Origin of the sequence: Kothea flammea (assembly GCF_052161645.1) — a bacterium.
Taxonomy (GTDB): domain Bacteria; phylum Planctomycetota; class Planctomycetia; order Pirellulales; family Pirellulaceae; genus Laterigemmans.
The window spans coordinates 5,381,500-5,403,718 of the sequence record NZ_CP197414.1; the positions used below are offsets into that span (position 1 = coordinate 5,381,500).

A 22,219-nucleotide genomic window follows, 5' to 3' on the forward strand; every position below is an offset into this window, starting at 1 on the left:
CCCCCAGAGGTTCCCGAGTCGTCACCTGCACGTTGTCACGATGATCCGTGGCAGTGCAGTTGAAGGATCACGACGACATTTTTTCAAAGGAGTTGAACGGTGAGAACCAACATTTTGCGAAGCGTCGCGCTGTCGCTTGGCATCTGCCTGAGCGGCGTCGCTCATGCGCAGTACGGCGGGTACCCGACTGGACCCGCCGGCCCGTCGCCCGGCTTCCCCAACCAGGGACAGCAGGCAGTGAATTACCAGGGCTCAAATTACCAGAGCCAAGCCGGTAATTATCAGATTCCCAATCAACAACCCGCTGCGAATCGAACTCAGCAAGCTTGGCAACCACCGGCTGGTAACCCACCCGCGTCGGCTTATCACAGCGTCCCTGTGCATCCCAGCCTGCGTTCGCTGCCACCAACGAACCACACTAATGCGAGCCCAGCCAACCCTGGGTACTCACCGGCGGGCCAACCAAACAACTTTACCAATAACTATCCCGGGACTGCGCAAGTCGGCCAACCGATCGCTTCGCAGCCACAGTTTGGTGCGCAGGCCGGCAACGGTTTTCAGCAACAGCCCTCGCAAAACGCATCCGGCCAACAGGTTCAGTTTCCTTTTCAGACGGTTTCCAATGGTGGTCAAATGGCCACCGGTGCCGGGCAACTGCAACAACCGATGCCGCAGATGATGCATCAGCAGGCGCCCATGCAAATGCAAGCGCCCATGCATCAACCAGCGCCGATGCAAATGCACGCGCCCATGCAGCAGTCCCATGGGCACAATCATGCCCTGCACAATCATGCCATGAACGGGCAGCCTGCCGGCGATTGCCAAGCTTGCAATGCTGGCAATGCTGGCAATGCTGGCAACATCTACGAGCAAGCTGCCGGCGCTCCCTGGGTGGGTTCGGCTTCCGTGGAATCGTGTGGCCCAGCCCCGGTCTTCTCCACCGTGGCTCCCGTCCGCAATTGGTTCGCCGGCTCCAGCTTGTTGTTCCTTGATTTCGAGCAAGATTACAATCGCCGGTTGGTCTTCCCCGATGCGATGCCCGCCGATACGAATTTGCAAACCAATCAGGTTGACCCAGGCGCTTCGACGGGGTTTGAAACCTTTATCGGGCGATATTTTGGGAACGGGAAATATGCCATCACTGGCAGTTATTTTTTCCTGAATCCAGGCAGCGAAACAGCGTCCATTGCGACGCCAGTCGCCAACGGCTATCGGGCCGCGATGCGAAACTGGGACCGCATGTACATCGACCGCGATGGCGACGGTGTGGCTGATGATGTGGGCGTGGCAGGTCCGGCCGATGACCATCTATACGGTGTGTTTGACTCGGCCGCCCATTATCGCGTCCGCCGTGACGTGGAGTTTCAAGGTCTGGAGTTGAACTTTGTCAGCTTCGGTATCGGCGGAGCTGGCCGCGTCAGTTGCGGTACCGCCTGCGGCAATGCCTGTGGCCCCCACGGAGCGTGCGGTGGCGGTTGTGGCGGCGGTTGTGGTGCTGGCTGCGGCGGTTTGGGCGGCCCCTTGCTGCCCGCTTGCAACAGCCGAGTTCAACTGCAAGTCTCCCACGGTATCCGCTGGTTCCGCTTCAACGACGAGTTTGAATTTGCCGCTTCGATGACAGACGCCGTTTATGGTACGGGGATCGATGATTACTATTACAACGTCGATGTCGAAAACGACCTGCTCGGCTATCAATTCGGCAGCCTCGTCAATTATTGCCTGACTCCTCGCTTTAACGTTTACGCGGGTGGTAAGTTTGGTATCTATGGCAACAACGTTGATTACCAATCCCGCATCGGCACCGCCGGTGCAGCGGCCCAAGTCAACGCCTACTATCCCTCCATGCAAAACCAACGCGTCGACGTTAGACGTAGCGAGACGGTGATGAGCACGCTGGGCGAATTAGATCTGGGTGTTGGCTTTCGCTTGACCAATTGCTGGACTTTGACCGGCGGCTACCGCCTGCTGGGCATCACCGGGGTGGCAACCAGCGTCGGCTCCATTGCCGAAGACCCGGCTCACTTGGCTCAAGGACACCTTAACTGGGTTGACGACAGCATCCTGCTGCACGGCGGATACGTTGGCGTGCGTTATAACTGGTAAGCAGGTTCTGATAACGGACTGTTGATATTATTGGATTCCAGGTCGACGCTTGTTGTAACTTGTCGTCCTGATAAGTGAAGCTCGGTTGGAACGTGGGGATATTCATGCCCCAAGGTTTCAGCCGAGCTTTTTGCATGGCGCGCAAAAAGATTGCTAAATAAGCGCCGTGGAGCAAGCGAGTTGATCTGCAGGTTATCGCACCACCATGCTGGGAAATTGGGTTAGAATGTGCAATCATTTCGCACCCCACTCCTCCCGCCACGGTCCTCCCCATGCTCCCTGCCAAACATCCAGTGCAGTGCTCGATCCCGCTGTTGTTTGTTTTTTTGACTTGGCAGCCGCTCCCGGCGCAATCCACGGAGGTTGTTAAAGTCTTCGTGCTCGCCGGGCAATCTAATATGGAAGGCAAAGCGCCTAACGCCTTATACGACCACCAAGCCACCTCTAAAGAAACAGCTCCGGCCTTCGCGCATCTCCGCGACGGTGACCGTTGGATCGAGCGCTCCGACGTATTTATCAAGTTTGGAAATCGCCACGGTCCCTTAACGCTGGGCTACGGCTCGCCCAATCGCACCGGCCCCGAACTGGAGTTTGGTCACGTCATCGGCAACCACTTTGACGAGCCCGTGCTGCTTATTAAAACCGCTTGGGGTGGACGCTCGCTATACAAAGATTTCCGCCCACCATCCGCTGGACTCCCCAACGATGAGGCGCTCAATGAGGAACTAAAAAAAGCAATCAGTCAAACTCAGCGGAACAACGAACAGCGGCAAAGCAATGACCCGCTGCCAACTCTGGATGATGTCAAAGCTCAATACGGCAGCAGCTATCGCGAGATGATGGCTGAAGTCAGCGAGGTTGCCGAGCATTATCAAACGCTCTTTCCCGAGCTGGCCGACACCCGCTTCGAGCTCAGCGGATTCGTCTGGTTTCAAGGCTGGAACGATCAATATAACGGCTATGAAAAAACCTACGAACAAAACTTGGCGCACCTGATTGACGACGTGCGGACGACTTGGCAACGCCCCCAATTGCCAGTCGTCATCGCCGCCATGGGACAACATGGCTCCAAACCAGTCGCCGGGCCGATGCAGATCATCCAGTCTGCCCAGTTGGGCATCGCCTCCCGCCCCGAATTCGCTGGCAGCGTGCAATCCATTCGCACCGATTCGCTCGTTGACAAAGCAGCCGAACAACTCTATCCCAGCTGGAAAGAGAATGTTGAAGTTTGGCAACAGACGGGCGGCGATCACCCCTACCACTATCTAGGTAGCGCCATCTGGTTTAACCGCATCGGCCACGGCATGGGTGAAGCCATGTTGGAATTGCTCCAAAACTAGCTGCAGAAACTAGCTACGGTGGAAGGGGCGGGAAAGGCGACATTAGGCCCCTTGGCGACTTGTAGGGTGGCCCTGTCGGTCGCAAGCGAGGACTCCCTGCGTTATCTAGCACACTCCCAGCAGCTTTTTGCTTTTCAAAAGCCGAGTTTTTGACCATGGCCGGTTTGCCGATCGTTATCATGAGTTGTGGGGTTCAATCTCGGAGAGATTGCTGATTCGATGGCTTACACAGACCGGATGGGACGGATGGCTCGGCTCGCTTTGCTGATGATCGGATGCGTTGGGTGTGTTTGGGGAATGGCCTTTGGGGCTCCCCAAACAGCCGCCGCAGCGACGATTTCCGAGGCGCGGGAAGCGATCCGAGTGGGCGATTATGCGACTGCCATCACATTGGCCGAAGCAGCAATTGAGGCGGGAACTTGGAGCGAACAATGGCCCCGGCTGTTGATGGAAGCCCAGCTCACCACTGGCCAATACGAGGCTGCGGTCGAGACGTTCGAGACCGCCATGGATCGTTACACCAGTAGCCTGCAACTGCGAATGCTGGCCGTGCAGGCTTACCGCTTTACCGATCAACTCGATGCAGCCGACAGCGTTTCGGCGCAAATTTTCGAGCTGCTGCGGAGTTCGCCCTCGCGATATTCCGGCAGCGAAAATTTGATCACCGCGGGGCGGTATTTCATGTCTCGCGGGGAGGATGCGAGAAAAATACTAGAACTTTTCTTCGATCGCGTCCGTGAACGCGAGCCCGGATTCGTTGAGACCTACGTTGCCACGGCCGAGTTGGCACTCAGCAAATACGACGACGCCGTGGCGGCCGATGCGCTTGGGCGAGCTGCTGAATTGGCTCCCGATGATCCGCAAATCGCTTTCCTTGCCGCGCGGGCTTGGCAATCCAGCGATCAAGAGAAAGCCGAACTCGAACTCCGTCGCGCCTTGGAGATTAATCCCAACCACGTTCCCAGCTTGCTGCAGCGGGTCAACTTTTGGATCGATCGTGAGCAGTACTCTTTGGCTGAAGAAACCTTAGCCCGGGTCGAGGGAATTAACCCGCGAAACCCGCTGCTGTGGGCCTATCGCAGCGTGCTAGCCCACCTCCGCGGAGACAGCGAAGGGGAACAGAAAGCCCGCGAGCAGGCCTTATCGACTTGGTCGCGAAACCCTGAGGTTGACTATCTGATCGGTAAGAAACTGTCCCAGAAATACCGTTTTGCCGAAGGGGCTGCCGCTCAGCGGCGGGCGCTCGCGTTCAATCCCAATTTTACCGCATCCCGCTTTCAATTGGCTCAAGACCTGCTGCGTTTGGGCAATGATGATGCCGGTTGGGAGCTGGCTGAATGGGCAAACCGCGAAGATGGCTACAACGTGGTCGCCTATAACTTGATGACCCTCCGCGATTCCCTGCGCAACTTCAGCGTGCTCAAGCAAGGCAACCTGCTGGTTCGCATGGAAGCGAGGGAAGCTGAAATCTACGGACCCGAAGTGCTTGAGCTATTGAGCGAAGCCGAACGCGTGCTTTGTGAAAAATATGACATTGAACCGTCTGGACCCGTCGTGGTGGAGATCTTTCCCCGCCAACAAGACTTCGCGATCCGCACGTTTGGCCTGCCTGGAGGAGATGGCTTTCTTGGCGTCTGTTTCGGCAGAGTGATTACGGCCAATAGCCCCGCCTCGCAAGGAGCCGATCCGGCGAATTGGCAAGCCGTCCTGTGGCACGAATTTTGTCACGTGGTTACGCTCGGCAAAACCAACAACCGCATGCCGCGTTGGTTGAGCGAGGGGATCTCGGTTTACGAAGAGCGGTTGCGAAATCCCACTTGGGGCCAGCAGATGACGCCCTATTTTCGCAAAATGATTCTCGGTGAAGATGCCGTCCCGATCAGCAAGCTATCGGGCGCGTTTTTGGCTCCCAAGTCGGCGATGCATTTGCAGTTGGCTTACTTTGAATCATCACTGGCGGTTGAATTCTTGATTGAGAAATACGGCCTCGAAACACTGAATCGTATTCTCGTTGACTTGGGCGTGGGCATGCCGATCAACGAATCCTTGGAACGCTATTCCGGCTCGCTGGCCACGCTCGACGAAGAGTTCCTGCGTTTCGTCCGCGCCCGGGCACGCGTCTACGGTTGTCGTTTTGATTGGAGTGAAGACGACATGCCCGAATCACAAAACCCCGACGACTGGCGAGTCTGGTTAGAACCCCGTCCCGATAATTATTGGGGCCTGCGAGGCCTCGCAGCATCGCTGATGGCGTCGCGAAAATTCGCGGAGGCCAAAGTGCCGCTGGAACGCATCTTCGAACTATTCCCCGCCGATGTGGTGGACACCGAAGCCCTCGCCGAACTGGCGGCGACCCAGCAAGCCTTACAGGAAACCGCAGCCGAACAAAGCAGCTTGGAAAAATTAATCGCCAACCAATCCGATGGGTTCCCACAACTAATTCGTTTGTTGGAATTATCGGCTGAGCAAAAGGACTGGCAGGCGGTTCGAGACTACGCCAACCAGGCATTGGCGATCAACCCGCTGCTCGCCACACCTCATGAACGAATTATCGAAGCCGCCGAAGCACTCGACCGCCCTCAAGACGCAGCTCGCGCACTTGAAGTGCTGGGACACATGGACCCCATCGATCCCGCTCTGCTGCATTATCGCACCGCACGAGCTTGGTTGGCGCGTGGGAATCACCAAAAAGCTAAACGCCAAGTCTTGATGGCGCTCGAAGAAGCCCCCCATTACCGCTCCGCGCAAAGCCTGCTTATCGAATTGAATCAGCCGGCGAAGCAACCACCAACGGGTAGCCTTGAACCGCCCACTGCTGACGAGCAAGCGGCGGCTGCGGAGCCACCGGCCAGTGAAGAGGAGATGCCGGCGGCTGAAGAACAACCGGTAACTGAAGAGAAGCCAACGGGTGAAGAAAAACCGGTAATTGAAGAGAAGCCGGTGGGTGCAAGCGGCACGGTGTTCTTCCGCAGCACGACGGCCGACCAACAAGAGGCCCACGCCACCTTTTTCGTACTCTTACTCGCTCGATCTTTCCGCCGCGGTGTTAACGCGTTCGATCAAATAAGTCCTTTCGAGCACGAGGACGAGTACGAGTACGAGTACGAGTATCGTTTTACTGAGTGCTGGGCTGCGACCAACGGAGGTTTGGTATGAAGCTGACGAAATTATGGCGATTGCGTGGCTTCGGCCTGGGCATCGTTTTATCGAGCGCATTTCTGCTTTCCGCGGCCGCCGTCTGGGCGCAACGTGACAATTGGGGTGGCGGTTGGGGCCGCGGTGGTGATTGGCGAAACGTGGGGCGTCGCGGCGTGCCATCTTGGGAAATTGATCCGAATTTTCGTGACGACACCTTTACTTTCGCTCGTGTCAAATATGACTCGGGAGGTTATCGCGATAAATGGCGCACCGACTTTCCCGACAGCGATCTAAATTTCTCGCTGCGGCTGCAACAATTGACTTCGCTCAAGGTCAACCCCGATCCAGTCGTCGTTGAGTTAACCGATCCAAAATTGTTCAACTATCCCTTCTTGTATCTGATTGAGCCTGGCCAAATCATGCTCAGCGAGGCCGAGGTCGTGGCGCTGCGTCGTTATTTGCTCAACGGCGGCTTCTTGATGATCGACGACTTTTGGGGAGACGAGGAATATTGGGCGTTAGAACGGGCGATGCAACGCGTCTTTCCCAATCGCAGCGCCACGGAAGTACCGCTGTCTCATGAAATCTTCAATTGTGTCTACCCGCTGACTGAAAGGCCGCAAGTCCCCAGCATCCACGCCGCCGCTCGCTACGGTTACAACGGTGAGGTGCAAACTTGGGAGTATCGCCCGGGCAGCGATACGTCGCGAGCCATTTATCGCGCCATTTATGACGACAAGGATCGGATCATGGTTTTCATCTGCCATAACACGGATCTTGGCGATGGCTGGGAACGAGAAGGCGAAAATAAATGGTACTTTGAGGAATTCTCCGTCAAGAAAGCTTATCCAATGGGTATCAATATCGTGACCTACGCCATGACGCACTGAGTCACCGGCACAATGAGTCACCTTTCGCTTCGCGAAAGTACTTACAGTTGCCTCTAATACCTACTTTTGCCGAGCGACAGGCGACATTAAATTCCCGCCCGTCACTTATTATGTTTTGACTCTTATAACACCGCATGGATTCATGTCAGCACCATTGGATGTCGCCACCGAAGATCACGAATTGGAAGCTCAAGTTGTCCAGCAGATTCGGGAGGGACGCGAAGCGATTTATCGCGAGCTGTCGAAGACGATTGTTGGCCAGCATGAGATCATTGAACAACTTTTGATTTCGCTGATGGCCGGCGGGCACTGTCTCATCACCGGCGCACCTGGTCTGGCGAAAACATTGCTCGTTCGCAGCGTTGCCCAAGTCTTTCATTTGGAGTTTTCGCGTATTCAATTTACCCCCGACCTGATGCCGGCTGACATCACCGGCACCGAGATCTTGGAAGAAACCTCGGAAGGCCGCCGGAACATGAAATTTGTTCGCGGCCCAGTCTTCGCCAATGTAATTTTAGCCGACGAGATCAACCGCACGCCCCCCAAAACACAAGCCGCTTTGTTGGAGGCAATGCAAGAACACCAAGTCACCGCAGCCGGGCAACGTCATGCCTTGCCGGAACCTTTCTTCGTCTTGGCGACGCAAAACCCGATTGAAATGGAGGGAACTTATCCCCTGCCCGAAGCCCAGCTCGATCGGTTTATGTTTAATGTGATGATTGATTATTTGCCGCACGCCGAGGAACTCGAAGTCGTCCTGCAAACGACGCGTTCTAAATCCGAGCCGATCAACGCTTTGTTCACCGGCGAGGATGTGGCTCGCTTTCACGAAGTGGTCCGCCGCGTGCCGATCGCCAAAGAAGTGGCCGACTACGCGGTCCGTTTGGTAGCCGCCACTCGCCCGGGGCGCGAAGGAGCTCCCGATTTTGTCAACCAATGGGTGACTTGGGGAGCCGGTCTGCGAGCCGCGCAAACATTGGTGTTGGGGGGTAAATCAAGAGCCCTCTTGCGTGGTGCCAACAGCGTTAGCTTTGAGGACATTCGCGCTCTGGCTCACCCCACGCTCAGGCACCGCGTGCTGCTTGGCTATAAAGCCGAAGCGGAAGGGGTCACGATTGAGCAATTGATCGATCGATTGACGGAGACTGTGCAACAATGACGGCTGCTCACGTCGACCCAGCCGCTCTGATGCGCATTCGCAATCTGGACCTTCGCGCCCGCCGCGCGGTGGAAGGATTTTATAATGGTTTGCACCGCAGTCCGTTCCACGGGTTCTCAGTCGAATTCAGTCAATACCGCCCCTACTCAGTTGGCGACGACCCGCGTGGTTTAGATTGGAAGTTGTATGCCAGATCGGATCGTTATCACATCAAACAGTTTGAAGACGAAACCAGCCGTCGTTGTTATTTGATGGTCGACCAAAGTCGCTCCATGGGCTATAGCACTTTAGCTTACGACAAAGCCGAATACGCTCGCACGGTGGCCGCCACGTTGGCTTATTATTTCACTTTGCAAAAAGATAGCGTTGGTTTATTGACGTTTGCGGAGGAGGTCACCGACTTTCTACCCGCCCGGCATCGTCCGGGACATTTTCGGCGACTACTGTCGCTGCTCGACAAACCATGCGAGGCCACAGCGACCAGCCTGATTAAGCCGCTGGAGAAATTGGCGGCGATGGTCCGGCGGCGGGGTTTGGTGATCTTGATCTCTGATTTGCTGGCTCCCCTGGAAAGCCTGAAAACGCATCTCTCACATTTAACAGGTCGGGGACACGAAGTCCTCGTGCTGCGAGTGCTTGATCCCGGTGAACGGCAATTGCAACTCAGCGAACCGAGCATGGTGCATGACATGGAGAGCGGCCGACAAATTTATGTCGACCCGGCAACCGCCAGCGAGCACTATCAGAAACAGTTTCAAGCCCATGAAGACCAGCTTCAAGCCGACTGCGGCCAGTTAGGTGTGCACTTTGCCAAACTATCCACCGACGCGCCGGTGGAGGATGCCCTGCACGCTTTGATTAGTCAGTGCATCTATCGCAACATGGCCAAGGGGGCGAGATGAGTTTCTTAGCACCTTTTTTCCTGTTGGCTGGCGGCCTGCTGGCGCTCCCGATCTTATTCCATTTGATTCGTCGGCAACCGAAGCGGAGTATTCAGTTCAGTTCGCTGCTCTTCTTGCAGCCCAGTCCGCCGAAAATTTCGCGACGCAGCCGAATCGACAATTGGTTGCTGCTGCTGTTGCGGGGGTTGGCGCTGCTGTGCATCGTAGCCGCCTTCTCGCGTCCCTTCTTGCGGTCCCAGGCGGAGTCCACCGCGATTGCCGCGGCAAGGTACTTGGTCGTGCTGGTCGATCACAGCGCCAGCATGCGGCGGGAAGACTTGTGGCAGCAAGCCAGTCGTCAATTGGCGACTGCGGTCGGTGAAGTTGGGCCCCGCGATCGCGTCGCGTTGGTGCTGTTTGCCGATCAAGCCAAAATTCTCCGCGGCTTCGATGTGGAGGCTGACAGTAGTTCCGCCGCCAATTCAGCAGCCGCGCTGGAGCAATTATTGGCCGGCTATGAACCGACCTGGACCAGCGGCGATCTGGGGGCGGCGTTGGTATTGAGTGCCGGCTTGCTGGAAGAAGCGATCACCGCCGGTGGTGGCCAGGATGCGGAACTTTCGGTGGCCGTGATCAGCGATCTGCAAATGGGCAGTTCGCTGAAGCGACTGCAGGGGTTTGAGTGGCCGGCGGAAGTTCGCGTGCGACTCTTTCCCGTCACGCCGCGGCAGCCAGGCAACGGCTCAGTCACCGTGGCGGGAGATGGGCTGGTTGCCGGTGATGAAAAGCGTGAGCCCAGCTATCGAGTCAGCGTCAGTAACACGGCCGATGCGGGCAATGGCCGCTTTCGACTCGCGTGGGTCAACGCGGCAGGCGAGTTGGCGACCGGCGAAAGTCAAAATCGCATGAGCTATACCGTGCCGCCCGGAACCACACGCGTGCTGCAATTGGCCGTGCCACCTCCCGACGCGGTCGCCGTGGAACTGGAGGGAGACAGCCAGGCCTTTGACAACAAACATTTTGTCGTGGTGCCCGAGGCGTTAACCAGCACCGTCACCTTCATCGGACAACCGAGCGAAGATCCTCGCGCAGACTTGTTCTACTACTTAGAACGCGTCTCCCTTTCCAGCCCCCGGCGGACGGTCGAATTTGTTAACAAAGCGAGCGACGATCCGACCTTGGCGGCTTGGTCCGAGACACTCAATCCGCGTTCCCACCCTTGCGTCATCGTGCATCGTTTTCCAGCGGCGAATGTGTTAGAAAACCTGCAGCGATATCGATTGGCCGGCGGTACGGTGTTGGTCGTCGTGGACTCCGTTTCGGCAGCGGACGAGCAGACCACGACCGGCATCTCCCGTTTGGCTCATTCGGATTTGGACAGCGATGCCGATGCGAGTGACACTGCTAACACCGAAAACGCTGTGAGCGGGGGCAACGGCGGCGTGCAGTTGTCCGAGGCGGCGGTTAAGGATTACGCCTTGTTAACTGGCATTGATTTCCAGAGCCGCATTTTTCGCCCTTTGGCCGATGCTCGGTTCAGCAATTTTTCACAGATTCAGATTTGGCGGCACCAAGTCATTGAGCTTGCGGATGCTGACGCTTGGTCGGTGTTGGCTGCCTTTGATTCGGGCACGCCCGCCTTGCTGCGGCAGACGCGAGGTGCGGGTACTTTGTATTTGCTCGGCATGGGATGGCAACCGACGGAAAGCCAACTGGCGCTGTCGACAAAGTTCGTTCCTTTAATTTCTGGCTTGGTTGGGGATCCCAATCAAGAGCTCACCTGGGAACGCCATGAGCTGGGCACTGCCATCGTGCTGGCACCAACACCCACAGCCAGTTTGCTGTTACCCAACGGGGAGACGATCGACTATCGCCAGGAGGCTGACTTTGACGCCGTCGACCGCCCCGGGGTTTATCGTTACCGCGACGGCGAATTAGAGCGTGCTTTCGTGGCCAACATCCCTCCAGTGGAAAGTCAAACGGAACCTCTCGATCCATCGCTGCTGGAGCAGTTGGGAATCAACCTCAGCGACGTGCGACGCGACCAGTTGCGGAGCGAAAACCAGCGTCAGCTGCGCGATCGGGAATTAGAAAGTCGCCAACAGTGGTGGCAGGCTTTATTGTTGGCGGCCCTCTTGTTGTTGCTGTTTGAAACTCTTGTCTCAATGTGGACGCGAGCCCGTCAGCGGTTCAGCTCGTCGGTTGAATCGCCGGTTGAAATCTCGGCGCCAGTCTCCCTGTCAGACTCTCAAGTCGGTTAAGGAACATCCATGGACGCGGAACTAAAACGATTATTAATCGCCGTGCGTGGGCGTTTTCGTCGCCTGCGATTTCTTCGTCTCGCGACCGCTTGGCTGATGCTCGGCGCGGGCGGCATGTGGCTGGCTTGGCTGATCGGCTGGCAGCCCCCCGCGGCCCTATCGCTGTTGGCCTTGGGAATCACCGCATTCTCCGCCGTGGGCTTGCTCGTCAGCGGCATAATCGCGCTCGGATCCTTTACCGACTTACGTGCGATCGCGGCTCGTGTGGAAACAAGTTATCCCGACCTCAAGCAACGTCTGCTGGCCGCTCTCGAGCAACAGCGGGACAACCAAGGGCGTCTGGGATACCTGCAAGGTTGCCTCGTCGAAGAAGTTGTGCGGCACGGTGGCCCGAGCCGCTGGACCGCGACCGTACCCCAAGGAAAATTACGCACCGCCCGGCTTGCCATGTGGACCTCGATGCTGTTGCTCTTCGGTTCCCTGCTGGGTTTCCAGGCGACCCCGTTAGCGAGACCCCAGCTCGCGGCGGAACTTGGCGACGAACCGGCTCCCGGCTCGATGGTAGTCGAACCGGGCAACGCCGAAGTCGAACGGGGAACCAGCCTAGTGATCACGGCACGCTTCCCCGCCGCCGAAGTCCCCAGCGATGTGACGCTGATCAGCAACTCCGGGGACGAGTCGATCCAACTGCCGATGAAACGCAACTTGGATGACCCCGTCTTCGCTGGCTACTTTCCCAGCATCAATGCCGAGCTGCGTTATCGCGTAGCGGCGCCACCATTCACTAGTGACGAATTCGTCATCACCGTTTTTGACTATCCGCGGATGCTCCGCAGCGATGCTCAAATTCTGCCTCCCAGCTACACCGGTTTGGAAGAAAAGCTGGTCGAGGACACGATGCGGGTGAGTGTCGTCGAAGGCTCGCAATTGGAGTGGCGATTACACCTTAACAAGCCTGTCGCTTCAGCTGAATTGATACCCGAACAAGAGGGCGAGCCGCTGGCGTTGCAGTTCGATCCCAATGACCCATTGTTGGGGGTCGTGAAAACGCAAATCACGCAATCGACTCGTTGGCAACTTCGCCTGACCGACCAACAAGGCCGTGCTAATAAGTTTCCACCAACCTTGATGGCGCGGGTGCTGCCTAACCGCCCCGCGGAGGTCAAATTGGCCTCCGCTCGCGATGCCACCGTCTCACCGCTCGAAGAACTTCCACTAGCCGCTGATGTCGACGACGACTTTGGGATTCAGCGAGTGGGTTTGAGCTACTCGATCGATGGCGTCGAGCCGACGGAAGTTGAAATTCTCAAAGTCGACGACTCCGACCAACAAACGCTAGCCGCCAAAGAGCTAGCCTACACGGTCGATTTTGAAAAACTAAATGCGAAACCCGACCAACTGCTGAGCTATCACTTTTGGGCGGAAGACATTGGCCCCGACGGCAAAGTCCGCCGCACCAACAGCGACATTTTCTTTGCCGAAGTGCGCCCCTTCGAGCAAATTTTCCGCGAAGGACAAGGCTCCGGCGGCGGGCAGCCATCCCAGTCGGGAGGCGGCGGACAAGCTCAACAAGCGGAACAGTTGGCTGAGATTCAAAAGCAGATTGTCGCCGCTATTTGGAATGTCTCCCGGCAAGCAGACCTGGCTGTCGACGTGGGCGATCCCACGTTGCTGCAGCGGTTTCTGCCCGACGTGAAAGCAATTGCCGACGCGCAGGGGGATGCGATCGGCCAACTTGATCAACTGACTGAAAACCTTCCCCCCGATCGTTCGCCGGAGCTGGTCCGTGAAGTGGAAGATTTCATGCAAACCACGGTAGAAATCTTGCAAGATGTGGAAGCAAACCGTCAACGCGATGAGCTCAATGAGGCCTTGCGAAGCGCCCAGGCGGCCTACGCGGCGATGCTGCGGCTGCGAGCCCGCGAGTTCTCGGTTTCGCAGTCCGAACAGCAACAAAGCCAAGGTGGTGGCGGCGGTCAATCTCAGTTGCAACGTCAGCTGGACCAACTCGAACTAGAAAATGATCCCAATCGCTATGAACAACGCCAAGCGGCTCAGGCCGAGGAGAATTCACCCGCCGATCAAGCCCAAGATATCCTCAGTCGCTTGCGAGATTTGGCGCGTCGGCAAAGTGACTTGAACGAGCAACTGCGCGCCGCCGAGCTGGCATTGCAGCAAGCTAAATCGGCGGAGGAGGAGGAAGCCGCCCGCCGTCAGCTGAAGCGTCTCCGCGAGCAACAGCAAGACTTGCTTCGCGATGCCGACGATTTGGCAGCCCGGCTCAATGAGTCCGCCGCCAGCGAACAGAGCGATAGCCAAGCCAGCAATCAGGCCACGCGTCAAGCGGCTCGGGATGCTGCGCAGCGACTGGAAGAAACTCGCGAGAACCTGCGTGAATCGGCCGAGGCACTGGAGCGCGAAGCACCATCGCAAGCGTTGGCCGCCGGCAGTCGCGCCGAACGCACGTTGGAAGATACGCGAGACCAGTTCAAACGGGAAACGTCGGACTTGCTGGCGGAGCAGATGCGAGAGCTGAAACAGCAGGCTGACGCATTGATCAACCGACAAGCTGAACTGGAAGAGAAAATCAGCCAACTTGACGACCCCACCGCGGGGGCTGGCCTGCGCGCAGAACGAGATGGTCGAAACGAATTAGCGGAACGTTTTGACCAACAACGACAAGGAGCTGAGGAACTGGTCGAAAACCTCCGCGAAACCGTCAGGCAATCCGAAGCGAGTCAGCCCTTAGTGGCTAACCAGCTCTACGAAGCGCAGGCCGAAGCTCAACGAAATCAATTAACCGATGAGCTGGAGTTGACTGGCGAGTTGCTGCGGCGCGGTTACGATCCGCAAGCTCAACAAGCCAGCCGTTCCGCTGGCGAAAAACTCGAGCGACTCAACGAACAAATCCAAAAAGCCACCGCATCCATTTTGGGTGACCCCGCAGAATCACTGCAACGCGCTAACGACGAACTCGAGCAACTCGCTAACCAATTGGCCAACGAACAACCAGGTCAACAACCAAGTGATGGTCAACAACCAAGTGATGGTCAACAACCAAGTGATGGTCAACAACCAGGTGATGGTCAACAACCAGGTGAAGGACAGCAGCCAGGTGAAGGACAGCAGCCAGGTGAAGGACAGCAGCCAGGTGAAGGACAGCAACCGGGTGAAGGCCAGCAACCGGGTGAAGGACAACAGCCAGGAGAAGGACAACAGCCAGGAGAAGGCCAACAGCCGGGTGAAGGCCAACAGCCGGGTGAAGGCCAGCAACCGGGTGAAGGCCAGCAACCGGGTGAAGGACAACAGCCAGGTGAAGGACAACAGCCAGGAGAAGGCCAAGGACAACAGCCAGGACAAGGACAACAGCCAGGACAAGGACAACAGCCAGGACAAGGACAACAGCCAGGCCAAGGACAACAGCCAGGACAAGGACAAGGCGGTGGCAGCGCTGGTGGTGGCGGTTTACTGGAAGACTTCTGGAGCGAATCGTCCACTGGTTCAGCTGGGCCGCGTCCGATCACGGGAGATGGGTTTTCGCAATGGTCCGATCGACTTCGCGAAGTCGAAGACATGCTCGAAGACGCCGAACTTCGCTCCCAAGCCGCCGGCATTCGAGATCGTGCCCGCGAACTGCGACGTGAGTACACGCGGAACTCCAAGCCACCGACTTGGTCCGAGGTTGAGGAGATGTTGGCCAAGCCGCTCCGCGAGCTGCAACTGGACGTGCGAGCGGAACTGCTGCGTCAATCTGCCGAGCGGAATGCGATTGTGCCGATGGATCGCGATCCGGTTCCCGATCAATTCACCGATGCCGTCCGCAAATATTACGAACAATTAGGGACAGACCGTTGAGCATTGACGAATACTTAATTGGTTCGCCCCACTGGATTTGGCCAGCGGTGATTGCTGCGTTGATCGTCGGCCTGGCGGCACTTGGAAACTATTTGGTCAGCGGTCTGACAGGTTGGCGTTTCTTGGCGCTGGTGTTGAAACTGGTCGGCATCGCAATCATCGCGGTTTGCTTAATCGAACCACTTGGTCGTGGAACCCGTCCGCGACCGCAAGCGAACATGTTGCCGATCTTGGTCGACACCAGTCAGAGCATGCAGGTGCGGAATGCCGAGCGCAAAGACAGTGATGCCGATCGCATTTCGGAGTTGCTGAGCGACGAACCCAAGTGGCTGACGAAGGCCGCGCAAATGTTTGACGTGCGACGCTATCAGTTTGACAGCCGTTTGCAACAAATTGATGATTTCTCCGCTTTAGAGTTCACCGGCACGGGCTCGAATTTACGGTCAGCTCTGGAAACTCTCGGCAGTCGCTACAGTCAACGTCCGGTGGCCGGGTGTCTGTTGTTTACCGATGGAAATTTAACCGACGCCACGCCGCTGGAGACTTGGCAACAGTTGGGCTTTCCCATCTATCCGGTGCGTGATGCCGACGCCAGCCAGCTGCGCGATTTAGGTATTGAAAACATCGCCGTTTCGGAAACCAATTTTGAAACGGCTCCGGTCACGATTAACGCCAACGTGGTAGCCAAACAACTCGATGGCCGCTCGGTGCTGGTGCGTTTGCGTGACGAGGCGGGTGAGTTGATTGAGCAACAGACGCTGGAACTGCAAGCCGATTTGCCGGCTCAACCGGTGCAATTCCGCTTTCGCCCCATCTCCGCGGGGGTCTCATTTTACGCGTTGGAGTGCGTGTTGGCCGACGAACCCAACGCCATCGAAGCGGGCACATCGAGCGTGGAGGCGACCGTTCTCAACAATCGCAAACTGGTCACCGTCAACCAAGATCGCGGTCCCTTTCCGGTGTTATATCTCTCTGGACGGCCCAACTGGGAGTTCAAATTTATCCGCCGTGCGATTGATGAAGATGCTGAAATTCGCTTAGTCGCTTTATTGCGGATTGCCAAAAGCCAACCGAAGTTCAGCTTTCGCGATGCCGATGTCCGCTCCTCGGCGAATCCGCTGTTTGCTGGTTTGGGAGGCACCGAAGAAGAAGCTGCCGAACAACTCGACGAGGCGGTCATCATTCGGTTAGGAGTGGAGGACGCTGGAGAGTTGGCTGGTGGATTTCCCAAAGATGCCGAGACGCTGTTTCCCTATTCGGCCGTTATTCTCGATGACGTGGAAGCCAGTTTCTTTACGCAAGATCAACTGCTGTTGTTACGCCAATTCGTCAGCAACCGTGGCGGCGCGCTGCTGATGCTCGGTGGTGAAGATGCTTTGGAAAAAGGGGTTTACACCGATACGCCGCTGGGGGAACTGGCCCCAGTCTATTTCCCCAGCCGGTTTGCTCAGCAAAGTAACAACCAAGAGTCACCCGCCGCCCCCTTCTCATTGAAACTCACGCGGGAAGGATTGCTGCAACCATTTCTGCGGTTGCGAGGCACCGAACAAGCGGAAGCGGAGCGACTGCTCGCCGCGCCGCCGTTGCGAGTGTTAAATCGGGTTGGCCGGATCAAGCCCGGAGCGGCGGTGCTGGCTGTTGCTGAAGATCAAGCGGGCAGGTCTGCCCCGGCCTTGGTCACGCAACCCTTCGGGCGCGGCCGGACTGCCGCCTTGATGGTCGGAGACCTGTGGCGGTGGTCGTTGCAGCGAGATGGCGAATCGGCCGCGGCAACCGATTTTGCCGTTGCCAACCAAACGAACGAATCATCCAACCGCGACGACCCGCCACAAGTCTGGCGACAACTCGTCCGCTGGTTGGTCAGTGATGTGGCGCGGCGGCTCGAGGCGCGCGTCGAGCCGGGGGATATGCCAGACACCGTTCGCTTGCTCGTAGCCGCTCGTGATGTGGACTTTACGCCGCTCGACGGTGCCAATATTCGCGTGGTGATTGAAACGCCCGTCGAAGGTGAAGCCGTCGAGTTAGAGCTCGAACCGATCGTGCAAGAACGAGGCGTCTACAGCGTCGATTTTTGGCCTAAAACACCAGGCGGATATCGTGCCAAGTTTACCGCCACGGGCCCCGACGGCGGCGAGCTGGGAACTCTCGAAACGGGCTGGGCCAGCGATCCCGCGGAACGTGAGTTTGCCAACCTGGGAACCAACCTGGCGACGCTCGAAGAACTGGCCCAGAGCACCGGCGGCCAAGTCATTCCTTTGAGTGAGGTCGATCAATTCACCGAGGAATTAATCAACACGCCCGTCCCAGTTCGCGAGTTCTGGGAGTTCCCAATTTGGCATCGCTGGTGGGTTTGTGGTCTAGCACTGTTGTGCCTCTGCAGCGAATGGGGAATTCGACGATGGAAAGGGTTACCATGATTGTGGCCAACCGGCCGGCTAAACTCGTTTGGCTGGCGCTTATCGGCTTGCTCGCCCCAGTACTGCCAAATGCACCCGCGACGACGCGTTGCTACGGCGATGATTTCGTGATCGTCGTGGGAGCGGGTGGGACTCCGGAGTACGCGGCGGAATTCGACCAGTGGGCCGCCAGTTGGCAAACGCTGGCTGAGCAGCAAGGGGGCGAGGTGACGCAAATCGGCCCAGCGGCAAAGGGCACGAGCCAAGCGAGTGATCGTGACGAGCTGATCCGCGTGTTGGCGACGCTGGCCGCTGCGCCCGCTTCCTCCGAGCCACTTTGGCTGGTGCTGATCGGCCATGGAACCTTTCAAAGCAACGTTGCCAATTTCAACCTCCGCGGCCCCGACATCTCGGCAGCACAACTAGCCCTGCTGCTCTCCAATTCAGAACGCCCTTTAGTCGTCATCAACAACGCCGCAGCCAGCGGACCATTCATCGCGGCGCTCTCGGGTGAAAACCGCACCATCATCACGGCGACCCAAGCGGGCGACGAATTAAACTTCGCTCACTTCGGGCGTTTTCTGGCTGGCGCGATCTCAAACCCGGCCGCCGATCTTGATCATGATGATCGCATCTCGATCTTAGAAGCGTTTTTGCTGGCCGCTTCACTGACCGAGCGATTTTATGAGCAAGACGATCGCTTGCTGACCGAACACGCTTTGATCGACGACAACGGCGACAAGCTGGGAACGCCTCCCAATTTTTTCCGCGGTACCCGCTTGGTCCAGGAAGCCGCCGCGGCCCAGCAACCCGACGGTCGAGACGCCGCTCGCATCATCCTTACATTGCTGGCCGAACTGCCAGCGCTAACCGCCGAGCAACGAATTAAAGTCGGCGAATTGGAAATTGAAATTGAAAAGTTAAGGGATCAAAAAAAAGAACTTCCAGCCGACGAATATTATCGCCAGTTGGAAGTTCTGTTGTTGGAGTTAGCCACGTTGGAACAGCGGCCCGCCAGTTGAGCAGCGGCCAGCTGCCAGGTTGCACTCAGCGGTCAATGATTTCACCGGTGACGATGGATTCAGCTGTCATCGCTTCACCGCCGTCTGTTTTCACAACCAACCTGCTTTTCACAGCACCCGGGTTGGGGTGAGCGACGAGATCCACGGTGATGACATGGGCCTTCAGTGACTTTTCGGATGGTTTAAATTGAACATCAAAACCGGGGCACACAATCTCAGTCACTTGGAAGGGTTCTTTACCGGTCACCACCAAACGTTGCTTGATCGATTCCCCCGGCTTCATTTCGTTAACCGAGAAGGTTTGCGGAGCAACGTTCAGGGCCGCGGAAACTTCGCCAGTGACGGCCAGCGGCACGCGAGGCATCGAACGATCATTCGTCTTGACAATCAGGTTCTCTCGCAACAGACCAACGGGCGCGTTCGGAGCTAGGGAGACGTTGATGCGATAGTCGACCCGCTGACCGCTTCGCGAAGCTTCTTGCACCTGAGCGGTCAACAAGGGGCTGGGAGATTCAATGCCTAAAATTTGCCAATCACCACGTCCGGCGTAAGCCACTGAGACCGTTGTTTGCCCACCCTCGCCAGCATCCAGTTTGCCGAACTCAACAGCCCCCGGATTAAACACCATGTCACGCCGAATGTAGCCGTCGACGCGTAGTTGAACTTCGGCAAATACGGGTCGGTCAATCACGACGGTCAACGTCGCACCCTTCTTGCCATGGAATGAGCCGGTGTTGAAGCGAGCGGTGAGGCTGCCTTCTTCACCGGGCTGAATCCACTGCTGACTCAAAATCGGCGTCGTACATCCACAGCTGGCGCGAACGTTGGAAATATGAATCGGTTGATTCGTGCGATTCTTGATCGGAAACACGAACTCCGTCTTGGCGGCAACCGCCACCGTGCCGAAATCATGGCTTTTGACGGGAAACATGCTCTTGGCCCAATCGGCCGCCGGCAGTGTGGTGGTCCAACTGGCGGTCAAACAAACGGCTGCCAAAGCCATCAAGGTGCGTTGCATGGAATCAAATCTCAATAGTTGACGGTAGATGGCCTTGGTGGCTGCCGCAGACAACCACCAGCTCTCGGCACCTGGGGCCAAGACGATTTAGGCGGGATGGATAATTGGGTGGGTCCTCAGCGATCGCCAATCGCGGGAAGTTCTTCCACTCTAGCTCACAAAATACAGGTTGGCGGTCGCTAGTTCCCAAAACGCATGCGGCACTCGTTGCTCGCCGCTAGTCCCGAAAAACTATTAAGCCATGGAAACCTGCCCGCTGTGGCGACAACCCCACGAGGGTAGAAACGCAGAAAGTGGAGAAAAATTCCTCAGGTTCTGCTAAAAACCTAGACCAATTAAAGAAATCTAGCCAGCAGTTTGTTCTTTGGGAGGCTGGCCCTCGAGCGGAGGAGGGGCCGGTAATGCCACATCCTGCCCTTCGACTTCATCACCTCCTTGAGCAATCACTTTTGCCTCTGCGTTGAGCTCGGCCAAGATGCACTCCACATACGCGTGGACCTGATGGTCCGAGAGCGCATCGATCTTGCCTCGCCCCAAGCCGCGAACCATTCCCAACAAACGATCCACGCTGCGCCGCCACCCGGTCAACTGACGTAAACGATTTCCACGATCGAAGTAGACCTCGCGCCCTGAATGCCTGTAACCCAGCCAAGCGGGTGGCAGTCGAGTCACGATGTCATTGTTGTTGACGAAGCGATAGTAAGGAAATTTGACGTAATTGACATAAGCGCTATCGCCTACCCGGGGTGAGCCATAGGCATACAACCCAGCGGGATTGCTGGAAATGTGTGACAACAAACAACGTCCCGCACAAATTGTTGCCATCGCCGCCCCCAACGAGTGGCCGCAGAACCACAGCGGCAGCGTGTTGCTTGACAACACCTCTTCCAACATGGGCCATAAATGGTCGACCTCTCCCTTGAAACCGCGATGGACTTTCCCCACCGTCTCGGCCAACACCCGCCCCACATTCACATCTGCTTCGATATCTTCCCATTCATGCGGCTCAGTTCCCCGACAAGCGATCACGCAATCAAATCGATTGCGAAAGCGGTATGCTTGCGCCCCGTCGTCATCGAACAGCGACGCGTCCGAAAATCCGATTGCCTCAGCGGCCAGCTGTGCCTCGGCCTCGTCGTTGTAAGAAATCATCGCCAGTTCAGCGAACAACAATGAACGTTGCAGAAAACTCAAGTCGGCAATGGGGCCACGCACGTCACTGTGCAGAACCAGTGGCTTTTCGCCAACATCTTGAATGACCTTAGGCACTCGGGACTCTCCAGCTTTGTTAAACCAGACAGCCGCTTTAGCAATTGCCTTTGCCCGCCAACCGGAGCGGCAACCGGGCGGCCTCTACGGAGCGCCGCTATCTTAGCCGCTAGCAGGGGACCGCCCAAGATGGCGTGGACCAAGCCGTTGACCAAGGCGGCATTAACGCTAATAACGCTCCGCGAGCATGAATGAAACAGGCCGAATATGCCCAGAATAATTTCTTGCCAACGGCAAAGTACGTTTGATCGGAAAGGGTCGAGAAAAGGGGCCAGATAATGGCATGAGCCGAATTGCAAATTTCAATTTGTTGGGCTCCTTGGTCCGATATGCTGTTTTGGCTGCGGCAGCGTGGTCGCGGGTCGAGGAGGGAACCTCGATTTTAGGAACCTTTGCGGGAGTAACTCAGCTTATGATTGGTTGGCCTCAGTCGGGTGCTGTATCGGATGCGTTACGTCAACTGGTTCGTGGTCGCTTGGCCGAACTGGGGCACCTCGAAATCGACGCGTTTCCCATGACTGAACGTGTTGTTGTCAAACGGGGCAAACCGTGCGGTGTTTACTTCTGCATGCATGGGCCGCGGAGCGTCAAACTGACCGCCGTCATCGATTTAAATGCAAAAAAAATTCTGTTCTATGGAAGCGATGGGCAACGCGCCGAACAGCTCGACGTGCCAAAACGTCAGAAAAGCTAGCCAGCCCCTTACTGGGGGACGCATGGAGAGTTGTACTACTCGCCTCACACGCACGGCGCGGCGGCATTAGCCCTTGCTCGCTGCCACTGATCATTCCAGCCGCGATTGCCAGCTAGCACCTCTCCCGCTCTCCTAAGTGTTTACGCTTGGGTATGATAGCACTTGCCACTAAGCAGCTAGAAAAAACTGTCCG

Annotated in this window: 13 protein-coding genes; 11 read left to right on the forward strand and 2 right to left on the reverse strand. The window is 57.0% G+C overall.

All coding sequences use genetic code 11. The features are described from left to right. Positions 1 to 99: 99 nt before the first annotated feature. The 10 genes from SH139x_RS20075 (at position 100) to SH139x_RS20120 (ending at position 19,045) form a co-directional block, all read left to right on the forward strand. Positions 100 to 2,103, forward strand: coding sequence for a hypothetical protein (locus SH139x_RS20075; RefSeq protein WP_488351547.1), 2,004 nt, complete (start codon positions 100 to 102; stop codon positions 2,101 to 2,103). Between the two features lie 272 nt (positions 2,104 to 2,375). Beyond that, on the forward strand, positions 2,376 to 3,443 hold the full coding sequence (locus tag SH139x_RS20080) for a sialate O-acetylesterase (protein ID WP_488351548.1): 1,068 nt from the start codon (positions 2,376 to 2,378) through the stop codon (positions 3,441 to 3,443). Between the two features lie 219 nt (positions 3,444 to 3,662). Then, complete coding sequence (locus SH139x_RS20085) at positions 3,663 to 6,599, forward strand: peptidase MA family metallohydrolase (protein WP_488351549.1); 2,937 nt, start codon at positions 3,663 to 3,665, stop codon at positions 6,597 to 6,599. Next, entirely contained in the window at positions 6,596 to 7,471 is an 876-nt protein-coding gene (locus tag SH139x_RS20090) for a DUF4159 domain-containing protein (RefSeq protein ID WP_488351550.1), read from the forward strand. The genes SH139x_RS20085 and SH139x_RS20090 overlap by 4 nt, the downstream gene beginning before the upstream one ends. Before the next feature lie 142 nt (positions 7,472 to 7,613). Then, positions 7,614 to 8,630, forward strand: a complete 1,017-nt coding sequence (locus SH139x_RS20095) for an AAA family ATPase (protein WP_488351551.1) — start codon at positions 7,614 to 7,616, stop codon at positions 8,628 to 8,630. Further along, the gene (locus tag SH139x_RS20100) at positions 8,627 to 9,532 is read left to right on the forward strand and encodes a DUF58 domain-containing protein (protein WP_488351552.1); all 906 of its coding nucleotides are present in this window, start codon (positions 8,627 to 8,629) and stop codon (positions 9,530 to 9,532) included. Before SH139x_RS20095 ends, SH139x_RS20100 begins: the two co-directional genes overlap by 4 nt. Next, positions 9,496 to 11,772 carry a BatA domain-containing protein gene (locus SH139x_RS20105; protein ID WP_488351553.1) on the forward strand — a complete coding sequence of 759 codons (2,277 nt, stop codon included), beginning with the start codon at positions 9,496 to 9,498 and terminating at the stop codon, positions 11,770 to 11,772. The genes SH139x_RS20100 and SH139x_RS20105 overlap by 37 nt, the downstream gene beginning before the upstream one ends. Positions 11,773 to 11,781: 9 nt before the next feature. Next, on the forward strand, positions 11,782 to 15,627 hold the full coding sequence (locus SH139x_RS20110) for a hypothetical protein (RefSeq protein ID WP_488351554.1): 3,846 nt from the start codon (positions 11,782 to 11,784) through the stop codon (positions 15,625 to 15,627). After that, positions 15,624 to 18,044 carry a hypothetical protein gene (locus SH139x_RS20115; RefSeq protein ID WP_488351555.1) on the forward strand — a complete coding sequence of 807 codons (2,421 nt, stop codon included), beginning with the start codon at positions 15,624 to 15,626 and terminating at the stop codon, positions 18,042 to 18,044. The genes SH139x_RS20110 and SH139x_RS20115 overlap by 4 nt, the downstream gene beginning before the upstream one ends. Continuing rightward, on the forward strand, positions 18,041 to 19,045 hold the full coding sequence (locus SH139x_RS20120) for a hypothetical protein (RefSeq protein WP_488351556.1): 1,005 nt from the start codon (positions 18,041 to 18,043) through the stop codon (positions 19,043 to 19,045). Before SH139x_RS20115 ends, SH139x_RS20120 begins: the two co-directional genes overlap by 4 nt. Positions 19,046 to 19,070: 25 nt before the next feature. On the opposite strand, the gene SH139x_RS20125 is transcribed toward SH139x_RS20120, so the two are convergent. Further along, positions 19,071 to 20,063: a DUF1573 domain-containing protein gene (locus tag SH139x_RS20125; protein WP_488351557.1), complete on the reverse strand. Its 993-nt coding sequence runs from the start codon at positions 20,061 to 20,063 to the stop codon at positions 19,071 to 19,073. A 345-nt stretch (positions 20,064 to 20,408) separates the two neighbouring features. Next, the gene (locus tag SH139x_RS20130; RefSeq protein ID WP_488351558.1) at positions 20,409 to 21,332 is read right to left on the reverse strand and encodes a lipase family protein; all 924 of its coding nucleotides are present in this window, start codon (positions 21,330 to 21,332) and stop codon (positions 20,409 to 20,411) included. A gap of 283 nt (positions 21,333 to 21,615) precedes the next feature. Between SH139x_RS20130 and SH139x_RS20135 the strand changes: the two genes are divergently transcribed. Further along, complete coding sequence (locus SH139x_RS20135) at positions 21,616 to 22,026, forward strand: hypothetical protein (RefSeq protein WP_488351559.1); 411 nt, start codon at positions 21,616 to 21,618, stop codon at positions 22,024 to 22,026. Positions 22,027 to 22,219: the final 193 nt, after the last annotated feature.